Annotated in this window: 16 protein-coding genes; 3 read left to right on the top strand and 13 right to left on the bottom strand. The window is 33.2% G+C overall.

Annotated features, from left to right (window positions below):
• The first annotated feature begins 66 nt into the window (after positions 1 to 66).
• A complete protein-coding gene (polA, locus tag OEW74_RS04450; RefSeq protein WP_265427353.1) occupies positions 67 to 2,934 on the top strand; it encodes a DNA polymerase I in 2,868 nt (955 codons plus the stop codon).
• Positions 2,935 to 2,977: 43 nt separating this feature from the next.
• Here polA and OEW74_RS04455 read toward each other — a convergent pair whose 3' ends face one another.
• From OEW74_RS04455 to OEW74_RS04485, 7 genes are all read right to left on the bottom strand, one after another.
• Entirely contained in the window at positions 2,978 to 3,676 is a 699-nt protein-coding gene (locus OEW74_RS04455) for a hypothetical protein (RefSeq protein ID WP_265427354.1), read from the bottom strand.
• A 19-nt stretch (positions 3,677 to 3,695) separates the two neighbouring features.
• Positions 3,696 to 4,082, bottom strand: coding sequence for an immunity 22 family protein (locus tag OEW74_RS04460; RefSeq protein WP_265427355.1), 387 nt, complete (start codon positions 4,080 to 4,082; stop codon positions 3,696 to 3,698).
• A gap of 73 nt (positions 4,083 to 4,155) precedes the next feature.
• On the bottom strand, positions 4,156 to 4,905 hold the full coding sequence (locus OEW74_RS04465; protein ID WP_265427356.1) for a hypothetical protein: 750 nt from the start codon (positions 4,903 to 4,905) through the stop codon (positions 4,156 to 4,158).
• A 19-nt stretch (positions 4,906 to 4,924) separates the two neighbouring features.
• Complete coding sequence (locus OEW74_RS04470) at positions 4,925 to 5,488, bottom strand: DUF4256 domain-containing protein (RefSeq protein ID WP_265427357.1); 564 nt, start codon at positions 5,486 to 5,488, stop codon at positions 4,925 to 4,927.
• Between the two features lie 46 nt (positions 5,489 to 5,534).
• Positions 5,535 to 6,092: a YdeI/OmpD-associated family protein gene (locus OEW74_RS04475; RefSeq protein ID WP_265427358.1), complete on the bottom strand. Its 558-nt coding sequence runs from the start codon at positions 6,090 to 6,092 to the stop codon at positions 5,535 to 5,537.
• 16 nt (positions 6,093 to 6,108) lie between these two features.
• Positions 6,109 to 6,645, bottom strand: coding sequence for an HD domain-containing protein (locus OEW74_RS04480; RefSeq protein ID WP_265427359.1), 537 nt, complete (start codon positions 6,643 to 6,645; stop codon positions 6,109 to 6,111).
• 94 nt (positions 6,646 to 6,739) lie between these two features.
• Positions 6,740 to 7,570: a GLPGLI family protein gene (locus OEW74_RS04485; RefSeq protein WP_265427360.1), complete on the bottom strand. Its 831-nt coding sequence runs from the start codon at positions 7,568 to 7,570 to the stop codon at positions 6,740 to 6,742.
• A 511-nt stretch (positions 7,571 to 8,081) separates the two neighbouring features.
• Between OEW74_RS04485 and OEW74_RS04490 the strand changes: the two genes are divergently transcribed.
• Positions 8,082 to 10,949, top strand: coding sequence for a M16 family metallopeptidase (locus OEW74_RS04490; RefSeq protein ID WP_265427361.1), 2,868 nt, complete (start codon positions 8,082 to 8,084; stop codon positions 10,947 to 10,949).
• An 82-nt stretch (positions 10,950 to 11,031) separates the two neighbouring features.
• On the opposite strand, the gene OEW74_RS04495 is transcribed toward OEW74_RS04490, so the two are convergent.
• Together OEW74_RS04495 and OEW74_RS04500 are read right to left on the bottom strand one after the other, a co-directional pair.
• Entirely contained in the window at positions 11,032 to 11,421 is a 390-nt protein-coding gene (locus tag OEW74_RS04495; RefSeq protein ID WP_265427362.1) for a VOC family protein, read from the bottom strand.
• 11 nt (positions 11,422 to 11,432) lie between these two features.
• On the bottom strand, positions 11,433 to 12,530 hold the full coding sequence (locus tag OEW74_RS04500) for an MFS transporter (RefSeq protein WP_265427363.1): 1,098 nt from the start codon (positions 12,528 to 12,530) through the stop codon (positions 11,433 to 11,435).
• 175 nt (positions 12,531 to 12,705) lie between these two features.
• Between OEW74_RS04500 and OEW74_RS04505 the strand changes: the two genes are divergently transcribed.
• The gene (locus OEW74_RS04505) at positions 12,706 to 13,275 is read left to right on the top strand and encodes a Crp/Fnr family transcriptional regulator (protein ID WP_265427364.1); all 570 of its coding nucleotides are present in this window, start codon (positions 12,706 to 12,708) and stop codon (positions 13,273 to 13,275) included.
• 282 nt (positions 13,276 to 13,557) lie between these two features.
• Here the strand turns inward: OEW74_RS04505 and OEW74_RS04510 are convergent, their stop codons facing one another.
• The 4 genes from OEW74_RS04510 to ligA all read right to left on the bottom strand — a co-directional run bounded on the left by OEW74_RS04510 (position 13,558) and on the right by ligA (position 19,555).
• The gene (locus OEW74_RS04510; RefSeq protein WP_265427365.1) at positions 13,558 to 15,699 is read right to left on the bottom strand and encodes a S46 family peptidase; all 2,142 of its coding nucleotides are present in this window, start codon (positions 15,697 to 15,699) and stop codon (positions 13,558 to 13,560) included.
• Positions 15,700 to 15,957: 258 nt separating this feature from the next.
• On the bottom strand, positions 15,958 to 16,539 hold the full coding sequence (locus OEW74_RS04515; RefSeq protein ID WP_265427366.1) for a Crp/Fnr family transcriptional regulator: 582 nt from the start codon (positions 16,537 to 16,539) through the stop codon (positions 15,958 to 15,960).
• A 273-nt stretch (positions 16,540 to 16,812) separates the two neighbouring features.
• Complete coding sequence (locus OEW74_RS04520) at positions 16,813 to 17,457, bottom strand: MgtC/SapB family protein (RefSeq protein WP_265427367.1); 645 nt, start codon at positions 17,455 to 17,457, stop codon at positions 16,813 to 16,815.
• A 94-nt stretch (positions 17,458 to 17,551) separates the two neighbouring features.
• Positions 17,552 to 19,555, bottom strand: coding sequence for an NAD-dependent DNA ligase LigA (gene ligA / locus OEW74_RS04525; RefSeq protein WP_265427368.1), 2,004 nt, complete (start codon positions 19,553 to 19,555; stop codon positions 17,552 to 17,554).
• Between the last annotated feature and the right edge of the window lie 225 nt (positions 19,556 to 19,780).

Below are 19,780 nucleotides of genomic sequence, written 5' to 3' on the forward strand. Positions count from 1 at the left end.
ACTCTTGATTAGTCTTTATTTTTGACCGCTCATCCCGATTTCATATATTTGTTCATTATTCAAAATATGGAGGCAACACAAGATAAAAGGCTTTTTCTCATCGATGCGTATGCGATGATTTTCAGAGGATACTATGCATTGATCAGAAGTCCGAGAATTACAAGTACAGGAATTGATACATCTGCAATTTTTGGTTTTACGAATTCTTTGATCGAATTGATCAGAAGAGAAAAACCTACCCATTTAGCGGTTGTTTTTGATGTTGGTCAGGCAAGTGTGAGAACAGATGATTTTGCAGAATACAAAGCCAACAGAAGTGAAACTCCGGAAGCGATAAAAATAGCAGTTCCTTATATTCACAGAATTTTAGAAGCCATGCACATTCCTTATTTGGGAGTAGAAGGCTATGAAGCTGATGATGTTATTGGAACGATTGCATGTAAAGCTGAAAAAGAAGGATACACCACGTTTATGGTAACTCCTGATAAAGATTTTGCCCAATTAGTGACCGATAAAATTAAAATGTATAAACCATCATCAAAAGGTGGCGAAATAGAAATTTTAGGTGTCGAAGAAGTCAATGCAAAATATGGAATTAAAGATCCAAAACAGGTGATCGATTATTTGGCAATGATGGGTGATGCGGTAGATAATATTCCCGGATTGGATGGTGTTGGTGAAAAAACTGCCATGAAATTCTTACAAGAATTTGGTAGTATTGAAAATCTTTTAGCCAATACAGACAAACTGAAAGGTAAAATTAAAGAAAAGATTGAAGCTTCTGCAGAACGAGGTATTTTATCTAAAAAGTTAGCAACTATTATTTGCGATGCACCCGTAGAATTTCATCAGGAGCAATACGATCTTGAAACTCCGGATTTTGAAAAAGTAAAAGTGGTTTTCGACGAAATAGAATTTACAAGATTGTACGAAAATTTATATCGTGCTTTTGCACCTACGGAAACGATTTCGGTAAAAACTACTGTAGTTTCTGAAGATGGTGTAACGGTAACTGAAGTTGAAGCACAGATTACCGAAACACCACAACAAAAAGTAGCTAAAAATGTCGGGCAACTCGATCTTTTTGCAACCTATGAAGAGCTCGATCAGGCAACTTCCACAAAATCTACGATTACTGACAACGACCATTTATACCAGTTTGTAGATAATCCGAAAGCACAGAAAATTTTAGTTCAAAACTTATTACAACAAAAAGCAGTTTGTTTTGATACAGAAACAACATCTTTAAACGAGCTGGAAGCTGAATTGGTCGGAATGAGCTTTTCTTACAAAAAAGGTTTGGCATATTATATCCCGTTTTCTGAAGATCAGGGTGAAGTTTTACAAACGTTAGAAGTTTTCAGGCCTTTCTTTGAAAAAGAAGATTTAGTGAAGATTGCTCACAACTTAAAATACGATTATAAAGTCCTTCAGAAATACAATGTTACCGTAAAAGGAGCAATGTTTGATACCATGATTGCGCATTACCTTTTAAATCCGGACGGAAGACACGGAATGGATTATCTTTCTGAAGTTTATTTAAATTATAAACCCGTTTCTATTGAAACCATTATTGGTAAAAAAGGTAAAAATCAGGGTAGCTTTAGAGATGCAGATTTGCGTACTCAGACAGATTATGCTGCAGAAGATGCAGATATTACTTTTCAGTTATATGAATTGTTTGCGCCACAATTAAAGAAAGAAAATTTAGAAGAACTTTTCTTCAATATCGAAATGCCTTTAATGGAAGTTTTGGCTAAAATGGAATTGGCTGGAATTTCTTTAGACGAAAAATGGTTGGCTCAGGAAAGTATCGATCTTGAAAATGATCTAAGACAATTAGAAGCTAAAATATTTGAAATTTCGGGTGAAGAATTTAATATGAATTCACCAAGACAGTTGGGAGAAGTTTTATTTGAAAAAATGCAGCTCGACCCGAAAGCTAAAAAGACAAAAACCGGTCAATACGCAACTTCGGAAGATATTTTACAGAAATTATCTTCAAAACATGAGATCATTCAGCATATTTTAGAGTACAGAACGTATCAGAAACTGAAATCGACCTATGTTGATGCATTGCCGTCACAGATCGACAAAGACGACAATAGAGTTCATACCAATTTCTCACAAACTACGGCTGCAACAGGTCGTTTGGCAAGTGTAAACCCGAATTTACAAAATATTCCGATTCGTACATTGAGAGGTCAGCAAATCCGTGGAGCGTTTGTTTCGGGAGAAGGAAAGAAAATTATATCTGCCGATTATTCTCAGATTGAACTGCGTTTAATTGCCGAAATTTCGGGTGAAGATAATATGATCAAGGCGTTTCAGGATGGTGAAGATATTCACGCTTCTACGGCGGCAAAATTATTTAAAATTCCATTGGAAGAAGTTTCAAAAACACAGAGAAGTCAGGCAAAAACCGTCAACTTCGGTATTATTTACGGACAAGGTGCTTTTGCTTTGGCTGAACAAACCGGAATGTCGAGAACGGAAGCGAAGCAAATGATCGAAGCGTATTTTGAAACCTATCCAAAATTAAAAGCTTACATGGCTGAACAGGTTGCGAAAGCTCGTGAACAGGGTTATGTAGAAACGATTTTGGGAAGAAAACGTCATTTAAAAGATATCAATTCAGGGAATTTTGTAGTAAGAGGTCATGCTGAAAGAAACGCTGTGAATGCTCCTGTTCAGGGAAGCGCAGCCGATGTTGTAAAAATGGCGATGATTAAAATTGATAAAGAACTGGAATCGCAAAATCTTCAGACCAAAATGCTTCTTCAGGTACATGACGAATTGTTGTTTGAAGCACCAATCGAAGAAGTTGAAGCTGCTACAAAACTGATCAAAAAAGAAATGGAAAGTGCCATTGAAACGCAGGTTCCGTTATTGGTTGAGGTTGGAGTAGGGAAGAACTGGCTGGAAGCGCATTAAAGGAATCAAAATACTAATTTGTAGCTAATAAGTGTAAATTAAATTAGCTGCAAATTAGATTAATACCTTCTAATGATTCTGTGATTTCTTCTATTTCATTTCCGTACATATCATTATACTGTAGTATTACTTTATAACTGTTTAGTTCATCTTTAACCTTATATAAGCTTATAATTTTACTGTTCATATCAACTAAATCTTGATTTTCTTCGTTAGTCGGTCGATCAAGATTTATATCTAAGATTGTGAAAAGTCCTTCTTTTTTTACAATGGTTTTATTAACAGCTTTAGTAATAGTTGTTTCGGGTCTGTAGGAGATTTCTCTTACGTTATCAATTATTGATTTAAACTCATCAAATTCTTGGTTGTTAGAAGAAACAATTTTTAATTTATTAATTATTAATGGACCTAATCCAGCGTTTTCGATTACTATTTTAGCCGTTTTCTGTCCAATGTAAATATGAAAACTGGCGATTGGTCTTGCTAATTCTTGAATAGTCCATTTATTTCTTTCCGTATCTTCCTTAACTAAATTTATTGACAAATATGTTAAAACAATTAAGTTAAGAATTCCAATAATAGGATTTAAAAGTCCCCCAACATAATCTCCAAAAGGCCCCCAACTTTCAGGGCTACTAGAAAAATTTAAAGCTCCAAACTTACAGATATATGGAATAATTACAATAGATAATGCAATTAATGTTGAAATCCAAAGTAACCGAATTAAAGTTTTATTTTGCATGATTCAATACCCTATTTTTTTAATATTCAAACTCAATCCCTCCCACATAAGTTAAAGAAAAATCATCATTTTCCATAGATTTTGGTGTTGGAATTTGTCCTTGGCTTACGAAAACCAAAGAGTTGATATCAAATTTAAGATTCATTTCATTTAATCTGTTGTATAAAACGGGAAGCCATTGTTCAGCAAAAGAATATTCAGAAAAATGCTGAATGCTTTGCTCAAAACCGTATTCCATCAAATCCTGATCAAACCAAACCGTGTCCTGTGATTCTGCAAATTTTGAAATATAAGTGTCATCAGATTCTTCTTCGATGTAGTAATTCTCATCTTCCTCTACAAACTGGAAAAAATCTTCTTCCGTTCTGAAATTTCCTACCCAAAAATCTAAAACCTGTGTATTCATAGTATTTTATTCAAAGCTCAAAGGTAAGAATATAGTTTTTGTATTCAAAGTTTTTATAGATTGAGCAAATTTTTTAATTATCTAACACATCATTTTCAGAATATACTTTTGAGATAATATCATCCGGTGAAGAGTTTTCAAATAAGAATTTCTGTTTTTTTACGAGTATCGTTTTGGTTTTTGCGGGCATTTCTTCTTCCATTGTGTTGGTTACTTCTTGTGTGAATTTTCCTTTTAATGGCTCATAATACAGTGATTGCCAACTTCCGGCTCCTACATTATACGTTTCAATATAAGTTAGAACCAAATCGTTATTGATGTATTTGAAATTGAAGAAAAGATTTCCATAAGGAGCTGGGTTGTAAAAATTTACTTTTAGCATTCCTTTTTCAATGATAATATCTTCAGGATCGTATTTTTTAAAACCAGCTTCATTATATTCATCAGGAAGTAAAATGTCTGAAATTTTATCAAGCTTGAAAGTACTGTTTTTATTCTTTAAAAGTATTAAAACTGTACGAGATAAAAGGGTATCTGACTTTTGCCTTAAAACTAAAACCTGATCGGGCAAACCATCACCATTCAAATCTCCTTCTGCAGTATATTGAATCTCAAATTTTTTCTTAACAATATCTGAAATCCTTCCTTTTGTTGTGGGGAAATTCGGGTTTTTATTTTCATGTTCAGATGCTTTGTCAACCGTTGTTGTATAGGTAATTTCTTTTACTTTGGTTGAGGATGAATGTTTATTGTCTGCATTCTTATTACATGAGTAAATTAAGAGAACAATAAAAGAGAAAATAATTAATTTAAGATTTTTCATTTGTGTTTTTTTAATGATTCTAAACCTTCAAAACCCCTCTGAAACCTCTCGCTGCATAATAAGACTCGGCTCCGTTGTGATAGATAAAAACGGTATTGTAGCGACGGTCACAAAATAAAGCGCCTCCCAATTCTCTGATATCTTTCGGAGTTTTGATCCAGCTTGAAGTTTTCAGATCAAATTTTCCTAAACTTTGTAAGTAACGGTATTGTTCTTCCGAAAGTAGTTCTACACCCATTTCTTTGGCAGCTGTGATGACGTCATTTTGTGGCTTATGTTCTTTTCGGGCATCCAAAGCTTCGCGGTCGTAGCAAAAGCTTCTTCTCCCTTTTGGACTTTCAGCCGAACAGTCGAAGAAAATATATTCGTCAGTTTTTTCATCATAATTTACAACATCGGGTTCTCCTCCTGAGTTTTCCATTTGATAAAGTGACCATAATTTTGATGGATTAGAATTTAATTTCTCCTCAATTTTTGTCCAGTCCAGATTTTCATGACGGCTTTTATTTTTCTCAAAACGATTTTTGAGTATTTGTAAAAGTTCTGTACTTTCTTCTGTGGAAATTTGTTTTTTAGCTGCCATTTTGTTTGAATTGAATGAGTTTAAAATTAATTAAAAAATTCGATTTTTACTGAACTCTTTTATGGTTTTCACTTTCCAAAATAGTTTTTTCTAATCGTGAAATCTGCGTTTTCTCTTGTTTGGCACTCATAATCCAGTGAATCATTACCTTTTTGTAAGAAGGAGCTTGTTTTTCAAAAAATTCCCAGGCTTTTTTATTGGCTTTAAACTGATTTTCGTAATCTGATGTAAGTTTTGCAGGTTCTTTTTCGTGAGAATAAATCCCGGATTTTTCTTCTTTTCTAAGCTTGAATGCTTTCAAACCAGCTTCTTTCATCAATCCTGCTTTGGTAAGTTCTTCGATTTTTTTAATATTCACAACGCTCCAAATACTTGTCGGTTTTCTTGGCGTGAAACGGATGCTGTAGCTTTCTTCATCGATCGATCTTCTTACGCCGTCAATCCAGCCAAAACATAAAGCTTGATCTACAGATTCAGACCAAGTTATTGAAGGCTTTTGGGTTCCGACTTTATAGAAACCGACCAGTAATTCTTGTTCGGTTTTATGGTTTTTATCAAGCCAGTCTCTGAAATTTTGAGGTGTTGGGAAGAAGGTTGCAGACATTTTTTGAATTTAAAATTTAGAAAAAATTATAATCTTTAATTTTTTCTCCCAAGCGATTTTCGAGGTACTCATTTCCTCCACTAAGTTCGTTGAGAATAGTTAAAGCTTCTTCTTTATATTTTTTGATTTTTTCTACTGACCAAAAATGTGGAGGACGCTGTAAATTGGTAATTCTGTCTGCCAATTTTACAGCCCATACTTCTTTAGATTGTTGTTTGATTCTTTGTAGGCTGTCCATCATTTTGTCTTCTTTTGGAAGATTGTTTTTTTTAGTTAAAGCTAGAACACCTATTGCAACTGTTTTTCCAAATTCATTTTCAAGTTCATCAAAAGTAACTTCGGTATCTTCCAAAATATCATGTAATAAAGAAACTTGAATTGCGAAGTCGATATTGAAGTTTTTTGTTTTCTCAGCCGCAATAAAAATCTCCATTGCGACATTACTGAGATGAACAATATATGGAAGATTGCTTCCAGGAATTGTCTGATTAGAGTCAGTGTGTTTTTGAGCTGCAAATTTTATCGTTCTTTGATAGATATCCTGAATATTCATAATTTTTTTCTGGTTTTAATTACTTGGAATCATTTGAATTCATTTCATAGTAATAAAGAGATGAAAAATAGATTATTTTTTTCTAAAAATGTAATTATTTCACAGGATATTTTATCGCTTTATTAAGCTCAATAGGATTATTGTGTTGGCGGATATATTCCTGCTCTTCTCGTATTAAAGGTACTAATTCTTCAGGTTTGCTATAACGTTTTCCTCCGTCTTCATAGCTTTTTATTGTTCCGTTTTTCATTTCTGCTCTTATTTCCTGCAAAGGATCGTTATAATATTCAAGAGATTTTTTCAGATATATTTTCTCACTTATCGGAAGCGGTTTGTTTCCATAACGAACTTCCAAAAAGTTTGATGTATCGTATGTCTTTTCTAATTTTTTACTTTTAACAAGAGCAAAACTATATTGGTTGCGATCGTCTTCCAACAAAACGATGAGACCTGGTAATCCTGTGAATTTATAGGGACCTTCTGAAAGCGGGATCTCTTTTGTAAACCAAGCCGTCCATTTTCTGCCTCCAAAATTTGCGGTTGCTTGCTGAAGGTCAAAGTGTAAATATTTTTTAGTTTTATCAGACAATTTCCATTGTATCAAATCTTCGGTAGGATAAGAATAAAGTTGATCGTCTATAAAAGTGTAATTGATGTTTTTATTTGAATTTTTCTTTCTGGTTACAGGGATCTGGCTTGTCCAGTTGGTAAGCTGGGAATGATTTGCTTTATTGATGGAATCTTTTTCTAAAAATGTATTATCATAATATTTTGTTTCATTAGGATTAACATCCAAAACCATAAAAACTTTCTGATGTTCAGTTTGAGTAGAATCTTCTTTGAATTTTACCTCGTAGAAAAAGCGGTTGGTTTGTGCAGTACTCAGACTGAAAAATAATACGAGTAGAAATAAGCAACTTTTCATATCAATTTATAATTAAGTTTCTAAGATAATAATTTTCCCCATAATAGGATTTAAATTTGTTTTTTTATGTTTAAATATTGGTTTGTATACCTATATTAAGAATTAAAAAATAATAATTTTTAAATTGAAATTATAGTTGTTAAATTGAATGATTTCTCAGCAGATTAGATTTTTAGAGCCTGTTTAAATTTTAAATATATTTTTAACATTAAGAAATTAAGAGTATTTAGCTTAAAAAACTTAATAAAAATCGATTTATTGATTTCTTAATCAAATCCAGCTTAATTCACTGAAATTCTTAATGTTAAAGTTAAGAATAAACAAAGTTTATTTTAATTTAGAAATTAAGAAAAGAGCTATAAAAAAACTTTTGAATAAAATTTAAACAGGCTCTTAAAGTTTATACAAATCATAATCATAGATTTAATATAATCAATTGTGGTAGCTCTTATTTTTTGATTGCGTAAATTTGTAAGATGTTCTAAAATTTTAGAGCTTGTAAAATGAAAATATGACTGACAAAAAGTACGCAGAAACTCATCATACCGACAAAAATAACTACGATTATATTACCATTACCAACGACGAAAATAAAGTAAGAATTTATACCCTCAAAAATGGCTTAAAAATTTTTCTTGCCCAGAATTTCGACGCGCCGAGAATTCAGACTTTTATTCCGGTGAGAACGGGAAGTAATAACGATCCTTCTGATAATACCGGTTTGGCGCATTATTTAGAGCATATGATGTTTAAAGGAACATCAAAAATTGGAACTCATAACTGGGAACAGGAAAAAGTTTTGATTGAAAAGATCTCAGATCTATACGAAGAACATAAAGCTGAACAAAATTCTGAGCTGAAAAAAGAAATTTATAAAAAGATTGACGAAATTTCTCAGGAAGCAAGTCAATATGCGATTGCTAATGAATACGATAAAGCAATATCTTCTTTAGGAGCGAGCGGAACCAATGCACATACCTGGTTTGACGAAACAGTTTACAAAAATAATATCCCCAATAATGAGCTTGAAAAATGGCTTAAAGTGGAAAAAGAACGTTTTTCAGAAATTGTTTTAAGACTTTTCCATACTGAGCTGGAATCTGTTTATGAAGAATTCAACAGAGCACAAGATAACGATTCCCGATTGGTGAATTATGAATTGATGGATGCGCTTTTCCCGACTCATCCAAACGGACAACAAACCACTTTAGGAAATCCGGAACATCTGAAAAATCCTTCTATGAAGGCGATTCACAAATATTTTGATGAATATTATGTTCCTAATAATTATGCAATCGTTTTGGTTGGAGATTTAGATTTTGAGAAAACTGTTGTTTTGGTTGATAAATATTTTGGTGAAATTCCTTACAGAGAATTGCCAAAGAAAGAATTAATTATAGAAAAACCTCAAACTGAAATTGTTGAAAGAACGGTAAAAAGCCCGACAACACCAAGGCTTCAGTTAGCTTGGAGAACCGACAGTTACGGAACCAAAGAAGCGATGCTTGCCGATATTACAGCTAATATTTTGAGCAACAGGGGAGAAGCAGGTTTGTTGGATCTGAACATCAATCAGACTCAAAAAATGCTTTGGGCTCAAGCGTATTCTTTAGGTTTAAAACAGTACGGATATTTTTCTTTGGTTGCGGTTCCAAAAGAGAACCAGACATTATCTGAAGCCAAAGAAATGATCTTGGAGCAAATCGAGTTACTGAAAAAAGGAGATTTCCCTGATTGGATGCTTCCTGCCATCATCAATGATTTTAAACTGCAAAGATTAAAAGGTCTTGAAACTGCAGAAGGTCTTGCTACAAACCTTTATGACACCTACATTAAAGGCAGAACCTGGAAAGAGGAATTGAGCGAAATGGATGAATATGCTTCTTTTACAAAACAGGATATTATCGATTTTGCGAATACATTTTTCAAAGATAATTATGTTGTTATCAACAAAGAAAAAGGAGTTAATGACCAGCTTTTAAGAGTTGATAATCCGGGAATTACACCGATTAAAATCAATCGTGAAGCGCAGTCAGAATTTTTGAAGGAAATTTTAGCTGATAAAACGGAAGATATTCAGCCTGAATTTATTAATTATCAGGAAGAAATTAAAACCGATTCAGTTCAGGCCAAAAAAATAAGTTTCGTTAAAAACAAATACAACGAAATTGCTCAGGTGCATTTTATTTTTCCTTTCGGAAGTGATCATTACAGAGATCTGGCTATTTCTACGCAGGTTTTACAATATTTGGGAACAGAAAAATTTTCACCAGAAGATTTAAAGAAAGAATTTTTCAAAATCGGAATAAGCAATGATTTTAAAACCACTGCAGATCAGCTTACCATTTCTTTAAGCGGATTAGAATCTAATATTGAAAAAGGGATCTCATTATTGCAGCACTGGATGTATAATGCAAAACCTGATCAGGAAATTTACAATCAGTTTGTGCAAACCATTCTTGAGAATCGTGAAGCGATAAAAAAGGATAAAAACCGCATCATGACGGCGTTGACAACTTATACAAAACTTGGAGAAAATTCAAGATTTTTGGATGTCATTTCAAAAGATGAGCTTGAAAGTGCAAAAGTTGAACAGTTTACCAACCGCATAAAAAATCTGTTTGGTTTCCCATACCAAATATTCTTTTATGGAAAAGATTTCGAAGGTTTTAAAAATTATATTCCAAATTATATTTCGAGTGAAGATTTCACCGTTTCAGAACCTAAAAAATATCCAGAACAGGAAACTTCAGGGAAGGTGTATTTCACCAATTACGATATGGTTCAGATGGAAATGAGTAAGATTGGGAAAAGCAACAACGTAAATCCTGAAAACTTTGGAAAGATCAACGTTTTTAATGAATATTTCGGTCGTGGTTTATCATCAATTGTTTTTCAGGAAATTCGTGAAAGCAAGAGTTTGGCATATTCTGCCTATGTTTCTTATTCGCCAAATTCAGAGCTGAATCATCCGGATTATATCACAACCTACATCGGAACTCAACCCGATAAATTACAAATCGCTGTTGATACAATGACGGATTTGATGGATAAGTTGCCCGAAGTTCCGGTTCAGTTTGAGAATGCTAAAAATTCTGCTTTAAAACAGATTGCATCAACCAGAATTACAAGAACGAATATTTTCTTTAATACGTTGAGGTTGAAAAAGCTGGGAATTAATTATGATTTCAGAAAAGATATTTACAATCAAATCGAAAACTTAAATTTTGAAGAAATTAAACAGTTTTATCAGACTGAAATAAAACCAATTCAGTTCAATACAGCGATTATCGGGAAAAAGGAAAACCTGAATTTGGAAGCGGTAGAGCAAATGGGAACTTTTAAAGAAGTAGGTTTAAAAGAAATTTTTGGATATTAAAAATATTCTAAAAAGATAAAACTAAAACAGGCTGTTTCATTCATTCAAACAGCCTGTTTTTTTGTTGTGAAAAATTTTCAGATCACATAGAAATTTCTACGTAATTTCCTTCAGGATCCAGAACAACGCTTTCATAATAGCCATCACCAGTGGTTCGAGGTTCGCTTTCGATGGTATAGTTATCTGCACGCAGTCTTTCTGTTAAATCATTTACGGCTTCTTTACTTCCAACAGAAATTGCGAAATGAGCAATCCCTTTCGTAAAACCTCTTTTATCAGGCTCTTGAACGATATCTTGTCTATTAATTAATTCGATGCGTGTTTTATCTTCGCCAAAATCTAAAAAGTAAGACGTAAAACCTTTCTTGGTATTAGTATATTTTTCGTTTGACGTTACACTAAAATAGTTCAGATAGAACTCACGCATTTTCTCTAGATCGTCTACCCAGATAGCTAAATGGTCAATTTTCATACGTTTATATTTTAAAATTTAATTGATCTATATTGATAAGAAAGTACAATAATTAAGATTCCGAAAGAAGATGCGGCTAATAAAGCAATTCTAAGATCTGTTATTTCTGAAAGCAAACCAATTAACGGTGGCCCAATCATAAAGCCCAGGAAACTGATGGAAGAGACTGCTGTAATAGCGATGCTTGCAGACATTGTCTTTAATCTTCCTGCTGCACTGTAACAGATGGGAACGATGGATGAAACACCTAATCCTATCAAAAGAAAGCCGAAAGTTGAGATAATTAATCCCGGTGCAATCGTAGCTAATAATAATCCTGATGTGATCAATATTCCGCAAAATCTTAAGACAACAGAAGCCTGATAACGATTTACAAATCGATCGGCAACAAAACGCCCAAAGGTCATTGCACCCATACTTGCAATGTAACCCATTCGCACGAAAGTTTCATCAGGTTTTATAATTGTGGAAAAATAAACACTGCTCCAATCGAACATTGTTCCTTCGCAAAACATACTTCCAAATCCTATCAACCCTAAAATAATAATTGCTGAATCTAGTTTGAATGCTTTTTTAGACGTTTTAGCATGTGAATTTTCTTTAATATCCTGAGCTAATAAACCACGACTGAATATAATGATTCCAATAACTCCGAGGATCAAAATAATGACTAAATGAGTGAAAATAGAGAATTTTGTTTCTGCAAAAACAGCACCCAATATTCCGCCTGTTAATCCACCAAGGCTCCATAATCCGTGAAAAGAAGACATGATGTTTCGTTTGTACAGCGCTTCTAGACTGACAGCTTGTGTGTTTACAGCAATATTGGCCATATTCGAAGTGATACCGAAGAGAAATAATACTAAAAACAATTGAATAAAACTATTTGCCTGCGGAATAAGTGTGAGTGCGATCGCATATAAAGTCATAGCGGTTATCAGAATAATTCTGCTTCCAAATTTGTTAACCAAATAACCGGAAACTACCATCATCATAAGTTGTCCCAAAGGCATCGCAAATAATACCTGACCCAATTGACCGTCGTTCAGATGAAGAGAAGATTTGATATCCGGAATTCTGCTTGCCCAACTGGCAAATATCAATCCCATGATAAAATAAAAATAAAAAATACTGAGACGTATTCGCGGTAATTTCTGTTGAGTCATGTTTGTTTTTGAAAATTATGCTGCAAAGCTAATGACAGATTAGCGAAAGCAAAATGACGAACGTCATTTTCGTGCCGATTCAATTAAAATTAATAATTTTAAACCCTGATTTTTTAAAATGGACGTGATTAAAACCCTACTCGAAAAATATAAGGTGCAACTTTCTGAGGAATTAATGTTGAAATTTGAATCGATGTTGATACGAAAGGACTATCAAAAAGATGAAATGATTTTAGAAGAAGGTACAGTTAGCCGTTATCTCTATATTGTAGAAAAAGGGATGGTGCGTCAGTTTTATTATAAAGACGGTCGAGATATTACAGAACATTTTTCCTGTGAAGGAAATATTGCAACCTGTCTCGAAAGTCTGTTTTTACAGCAACCAACCCGTTTATTAATTGAAGCTTTGGAACCATCTACATTATTTCTTTTGGATTATGATCAATGGAAAAAACATTGCGATGAATTTCCTGAAATGAACCGATTATACAGAGCGGTAATGGAGTATAAGCTTGTTGTTTCTCAACAAAAAGCAGATTCTTGGCGTTTTGAAAATTCCAGAGAGCGTTATGAAAGATTTTGCAGAGAGCTTCCTTCAGTTTCCAGACGTGCTTCTGTTGCACACATTGCTTCTTATCTGTTGATGTCTCCCGAAACTTTAAGCCGTGTAAGAGCAGGAGTTTTGTAATGTGAAATTGTTTAAACTTTTATTTAACCGCAAAAGTGGTAAAAGATTTAAATCTTTCTATTTAAAGTTGAAAAAAGCACACAAAACCTTTAAAAATTTTTGATTTTTTATTCTTTTGAGAACTTTGATTATCTAATAATAACTTTATAATTGTCTTTTGTATCTTTTGTGGTTAAATTTAAAATTAGTTTAAAGAGACTTAATATAAAAACGAAAACCCTTGAAGCAATTTTCAAGGGTTTTATGTTGAATCTTATCTTTTAAATTTAGATAAAATAAGACTTATTTTACCACTTTCATCTCATCGATTAGCCATTTTGAATCGGCAAATTTATCAATAATGAAAAGAATATATTTCGTGTCAACCATAATGTTTCTGCTGAAACGCGGGTCGTAATTGATGTCACTCATTGTTCCTTCCCATTGTCTGTCGAAATTCAACCCAACAAGATTTCCGTGTGCATCCAAAGCCGGGCTTCCTGAATTTCCACCTGTTGTATGGTTGGTTGCTGTAAATCCTACAGGAACGTCACCACTTTTATCTTTGTAGTTTCCGTAATCTTTTTTGTTGTAAAGATCAATCAGCTTTTGAGGAACATCAAATTCATAATCTCCAGGAATGTATTTTTCCATAACTCCTGCCAAATGCGTTTGGTAATCGTAAGTTACTGCATCTTTCGGCGTAGATCCTTTTACTTTTCCATACGTTACACGAAGGGTAGAATTGGCATCTGGGAAGAATTTTCTGTCTTTATCTGTAGCCATTTGTTGCGCCATATATTTTTTCTGCAACGCATCAATTTTAGTCTGTAAACTTGTGAATTGCGGATCAGCAGTTTTCATATAAGTATCTTTAATACTCATAAATAACTGATAAACGGCATCTTTTTTAATCGTTTTGATTAATTTATCCTGATTCGAAAATGCTTTTTCAATATCTCCGTTAAGGGCAGCACCATTTACTTGGCTTCTTCCTGTGATGACAGAGTTTTTTGATAATTCTTCAAAACCTGTAATGTTTTGAGCTTCATTTTTATATTTATCAAAACCAGCCGGTAAAAACTGTGCATCGGTTTTGTTAGCGTATAATGCCAAAAGTTTAGCGGTAACTTTAGAATCTAATTCAGCGCTGTAATCTTTGTAGAAAGAAGTCAGTTTGTTTTTAAAAGCAGCCGTTCCTTTTTCATCCATTCTTCCTGCTTCCACAGATGTAATGTAGTTTGAATACATATTTGCCAATGCAAACGTTTCTGCATTTCTTACTACTTCGCTGTAATATGCATTGTTTAAAGCATAAGGAGCCTGGTCGTTATACAGTTTGTTCAATTGGTCTAAAGTTGCTTTTATTTCATGATTTTTAGCAACCAAAGAACCTTCGTACATTACTTTTTTCTGTACCGCATTAGATTTTTTCAAACCTTCCACTTCACCGATCCATTTTTTCCAATAGTTGGCTACAGAGGCAAATTTAGAAGCATATTTAATTCTTGTAGCATCATCAGTACGCATTTTCTCGTCTAAAGTTTTCAGAGCAACGTCACGCACGGCAATTCTTGCAGGATCAATCTCTTTCTTGATCTTTTCTACTGCAATTGCTGGAAGATATTCTGTAGTTCTTCCCGGAAATCCGAATACAAATGTGAAATCATTCTCTGCCTTATCTTTTATAGAAACCGGAAGATAATGTTTCGGAACGTAAGGAACATTGTCTTTAGAATATTCTGCAGGTTTGTTGTTCTTATCAGCATAAATTCTGAACATCGAGAAATCTCCCGTATGTCTTGGCCAAACCCAGTTGTCTGTATCGCTTCCGAATTTTCCGATGCTTTGAGGAGGCGCACCAACCAAACGTACATCTTTATAAGTTTCGATCACATAAGCGTAAAATTTATTACCATAATACATCGGTTTTACAGAAATCGACTGATAGTTCTCTATTTTCTGAGAATTTTTGTAAATCTCAATATTTTTTGCGATTTTCTTTCCTAATTCAGGTTCCTGAAGGTTGTCGGTGTCTTCTAAAATCTGAGCAGAAACATCTTTAATATCAACAATAAAATCAACAGTTACTCCCGGATTTGGAAGTTCTGTACTCATATTTTTTGCCCAAAATCCGTTAGAAAGAAGGTCGTTTTGAACGGTAGAATGAGCCTGAATTTGCCCATAACCACAATGGTGATTGGTAAGTAATAATCCTTTTGGTGAAATGATTTCGGCTGTACAACCGCCATTGAACTGCACTACTGCATCTTTGATACTTGGTTTTTGAGTATTAAAAATATCTTTTGCAGAAATTTTCATCCCAAGATCTTTCATTTCCTTTTCATTGAGTTCCGTAGGAATCCACATTCCGCCGTATTGCTGAGCAATTCCCCAAGAGAAACTGAAGAACGCAGAAGCAATAAGAATATTACGTTTTATCATTATTTAAAAATTTTGTCTAAAATACGCATTTTAATTTTTTTAGGAAAAGAAAAACCCTTCCTAAAAATAAAATTTGGGAAGGGTCTTTCGGATTATTTTTTTTAGTTAAATATCTTTTCGAATCATATTCGGAAAAAACTTTTCAATATATAATAGTCTTCATGTTTTTCGAGCTTTGAAAACAAAAAAACATCGTTTGTGTTTTGCTTTCGTTTGCAAAATAAATCAAAATATATTGAATAAAAAATGAACCTAGGTTCATAAAAGTTGTTTTCTGATGCGGCTTAAAGCTTGTGGAGTTATTCCGATGTAAGAGGCAATATGTTTCAAAGGAATTTCTCTTATAAAATGCGGATATGCTTTTACCAAATTATTGTAACGTTCTTCTGCGCTGTGCATGAGCAAAGAGATTTCACGCTGGGTTTTTCGTACATAAAGATTTTCGGCAGAGATTCTTCCTAAATAATTTCCCACTTTACTTCTTTCATAAAGTTCCTGAAGGTCATCAAAATGAATTCTGTACATCACCGTTTCCTGTACAGTTTCTACATTATAGGCACAAGGTTTTCGGGTAATAAAAGAATCGTAAGCACTGCAAAACATATTTTCTCCAATTAGAGAAAATGTAATTTCTTTTGAAGGTTCAGTAGGATGTACTTTATTCACAAAAAAACGGATAATTCCTTTATCGATAAAATACAGATAATCTTCTACAGTTCCTTCCCTTAAAATCATTGTTTTTTTGGCTAAAACAATCTTCTCAAATTTATTGACATGATACAAAGCTTCTTCCTGAGAAAGACCTTCTATACTATTGTAAATATTCAGCAGTTTTTCCATGAAATCCTTATGGATATTAGTTTTTCGTATTGTAAAAGTAATATTTAATTTTCGTTAAACCTTAATTTTATCCGAAGTTAAATAGTGAGACTTTCTAGCTTTGAATTTTGAAAAGCGCTGTAAAAATAAATTGAATTAAAAATATAAATCAGTATTAGAGTTTAGATGAAAAAATCAAGCAGAAGATCTCTTTGTTTGTTTATATTTTTAGGGTGTGAGTTATTCGATAAAATTTGATCTTTTAATTAAAATTTTATGATTTCTGATTCATTTTTAAAACTGGAAAGAATCAATTTTCTCATCACTCATCATCTGCTGAATCAAATTTTCATGATGATTATGTTTTCCGGTAATAATCCAGGTTGTATTAGAAGATCCTTTTGAAAACTGCTGTTTTACGACGACAAATTTTAAATGATTTATTTTGAAAAGTTCTTCACAATAATCAAGATTTTCTCTGTTGGAGACTGCAATTTTATACTCCCGAATTTTGTGATGATGATCAATATACGTTTGAAAATAAGTGAGTGAACTTAAGATTAATAAAACCAAAACAGTTCCTAAAAGTGATAAGTAAACATATCCTGAACCGACTGCCATTCCGATGGATGCAGTTGCCCAAATTGTTGTAGCAGTGGTGATTCCGTCGATTTTATTGTCACCTTTAAAAATAACTCCCGCTCCCAAAAAACCAATTCCGGTAATAATGTTTGCAGCCAATCGGTCGGGATTTGATACCCCGATTTTAATAGAAAGAATGGTGAAAAGGCAAGATCCGAAACAAACCAATATAAAAGTTCTTAATCCTGCAGATTTGTTTCTGTACTCTCTTTCTGCACCAATGCAAAGACCGAGAAATACCGAAATGAATATCAAAAGCAATTCGTTTTGAATGGAGTGGTCTCTTAGAAAATCCATTTTTTATAGTTTAATGAAATAAAATTACGATAAAATATCAAATGAAAAAGACTGCCTAAAAAGACAGTCTCTATTTAATTTTTAAATGATTATTTTAATTATTAATCAGATCCAAAAACTGCTGTTCATCAAGAATGGTAATCGTACCAATGTCTTGAGCTTTCTTCAGTTTACTCCCTGCTTTTTCGCCAACTACAAGATAATTGAGGTTTTTAGAAACGGCAGAAATGTTTTTTCCGTTGTGTTTTTCTACCATTTCTTCGGCAGATTCTCTGGTGAAAAGTGAGAGTTTTCCGGTAAATAAAAAGGTTTTTCCTTCCAAAGCATTCGATAAAACTTCATTGGTGTTTTCGCCTTTTTCAAGTTGAACTCCATAAGATTTTAACCTTTCAAGCATTAAAATATTTTCAGAATTATTAAAGAAATCAACAATACTTACAGCGATTTTCATCCCGATGTCTTCTACCTGACACAATTCTTCAGCAGTTGCGTTTTTTAAATCGTCAATCGTGCTGAAGTTTTTCACCAATTTTTTGGCAACAGTTTCTCCGACATGTTTTATTCCAATTCCGTATAAAACTTTTTCAAAAGCAATTTCTTTTGATTTTTCAATTCCGGTGATGATATTTTGTGCCGATTTTTCAGCCATTCTTTCTAAAGGAAGAAGTTGCTCTTTGGTTAAAGCATAAAAATCGGCAGGATTTTCAACCAGTTTTTCTTTGTAAAGCTGCTCGATGGTTTCGCTTCCCAAATTGTCGATATTCAAAGCCTTTCTCGAAACATAATGGATCATTCTTCCCACAACTTGAGGCGGACAATGTAAATCGTTCGGACAAAAATGAATGGCCTGATCTTCTACTTTTACAAGCTCAGTTCCACATTCCGGACAATTTTTAATATACTCGATTTCTTTACTTTCAGAAGTTCTTTTTTCTGTATTTATACCAACAATTTTTGGAATAATCTCACCACCTTTTTCTACAAAAACAAAATCTTTTTCGTGAAGATCTAATTTTTTGATGATGTCTTCATTATGTAGCGAAGCTCTTTTTACAATAGTTCCGGCCAATAAAACAGGTTTTAAGTTGGCAACAGGAGTGATGGCTCCGGTTCTTCCGACCTGATAAGAAACGCTTTGCAATTCGGTTTCTACTTTTTCAGCTTTAAATTTATAAGCCATTGCCCAACGTGGAGATTTTGCGGTGTAACCAAGTTGTCTTTGTTGTTTTATTGAGTTGACTTTTAATACGATTCCATCAATCTCAAAAGGCAGGATGTGTCTTTCAACATCCCAAAAATTAATGAATTCTTTGATCTCATCTAAATTTTTACAGAGTTTTGCCTGATCTGAAATTTTAAAACCCCAGTTTTTTGCCTGATGAATCAATTCCCAATGCGTTTCAACTGGAATTTCATCTGACACAAACTGATAAAGTACCGATGAAAGTCTTCGTTTTCTCACTTCACCGCTATCCTGCATTTTCAAACTTCCACTGGCTGTGTTTCTTGGATTCATAAATGGATCTAAACCTTCTTCTTCACGTAATTTATTTATTTTATCAAAATTTTTTCGGGTTAAATAAATTTCACCACGCATAAAGAATCTTTCAGGAAAATTCCCGCTTAGCTTCAACGGAATATCTGAAATTGTTCGCACATTGGCTGTAATTTCATCTCCCTGAAAACCGTCACCACGCGTTACTGCTTGTGATAATTTTCCATTTTCATAAAGAATAGAAATGGAAGCTCCGTCATATTTAAGCTCGGCAACAAATTCTACAGGTTCGTCAATCGTTTTAATGATTCGCTTTTCCCAGTCTTCCAAATCATCAAAGTCGTAAGAATTATCCAAAGAATACATTCTAAATTGATGTTGAATCGTAGGGAATATTTTTGTGACACCGCCTCCAACACGAATTGTAGGAGAGTTGTCATCATGGAATTCCGGATATTGTGCTTCCAGATCCTGAAGCTCTTTTAATAATAGATCAAACTCAAAATCTGAAATACTGGGTTCATCCAACAGATAATAATTTTCGTTATGCTGATGAAGTTCTTTACGGAGTTGCTCTATTTTATGCTGAATGTTTTCGGACATGCGTTTTCTATCTTTTCAACAAAAATAATGTAAATAATAGTTTAAAAAAATACTACTATTAATTATTCTGAGAAAATTAAAACTTTGTAATCTATTCTAACGAACTGATAGTCTATCGAATAATGTTATCGTTTACACTTATTTAACATAATATTTCAATTTAATTAAAAAAATGTTAAAACCCTCTTAAACAGCTGGCTTACAAAGTCACTATACCTTTGTCCC

The sequence above is a fragment of the Chryseobacterium sp. YIM B08800 genome, assembly GCF_026163565.1.
Taxonomy (GTDB): domain Bacteria; phylum Bacteroidota; class Bacteroidia; order Flavobacteriales; family Weeksellaceae; genus Chryseobacterium.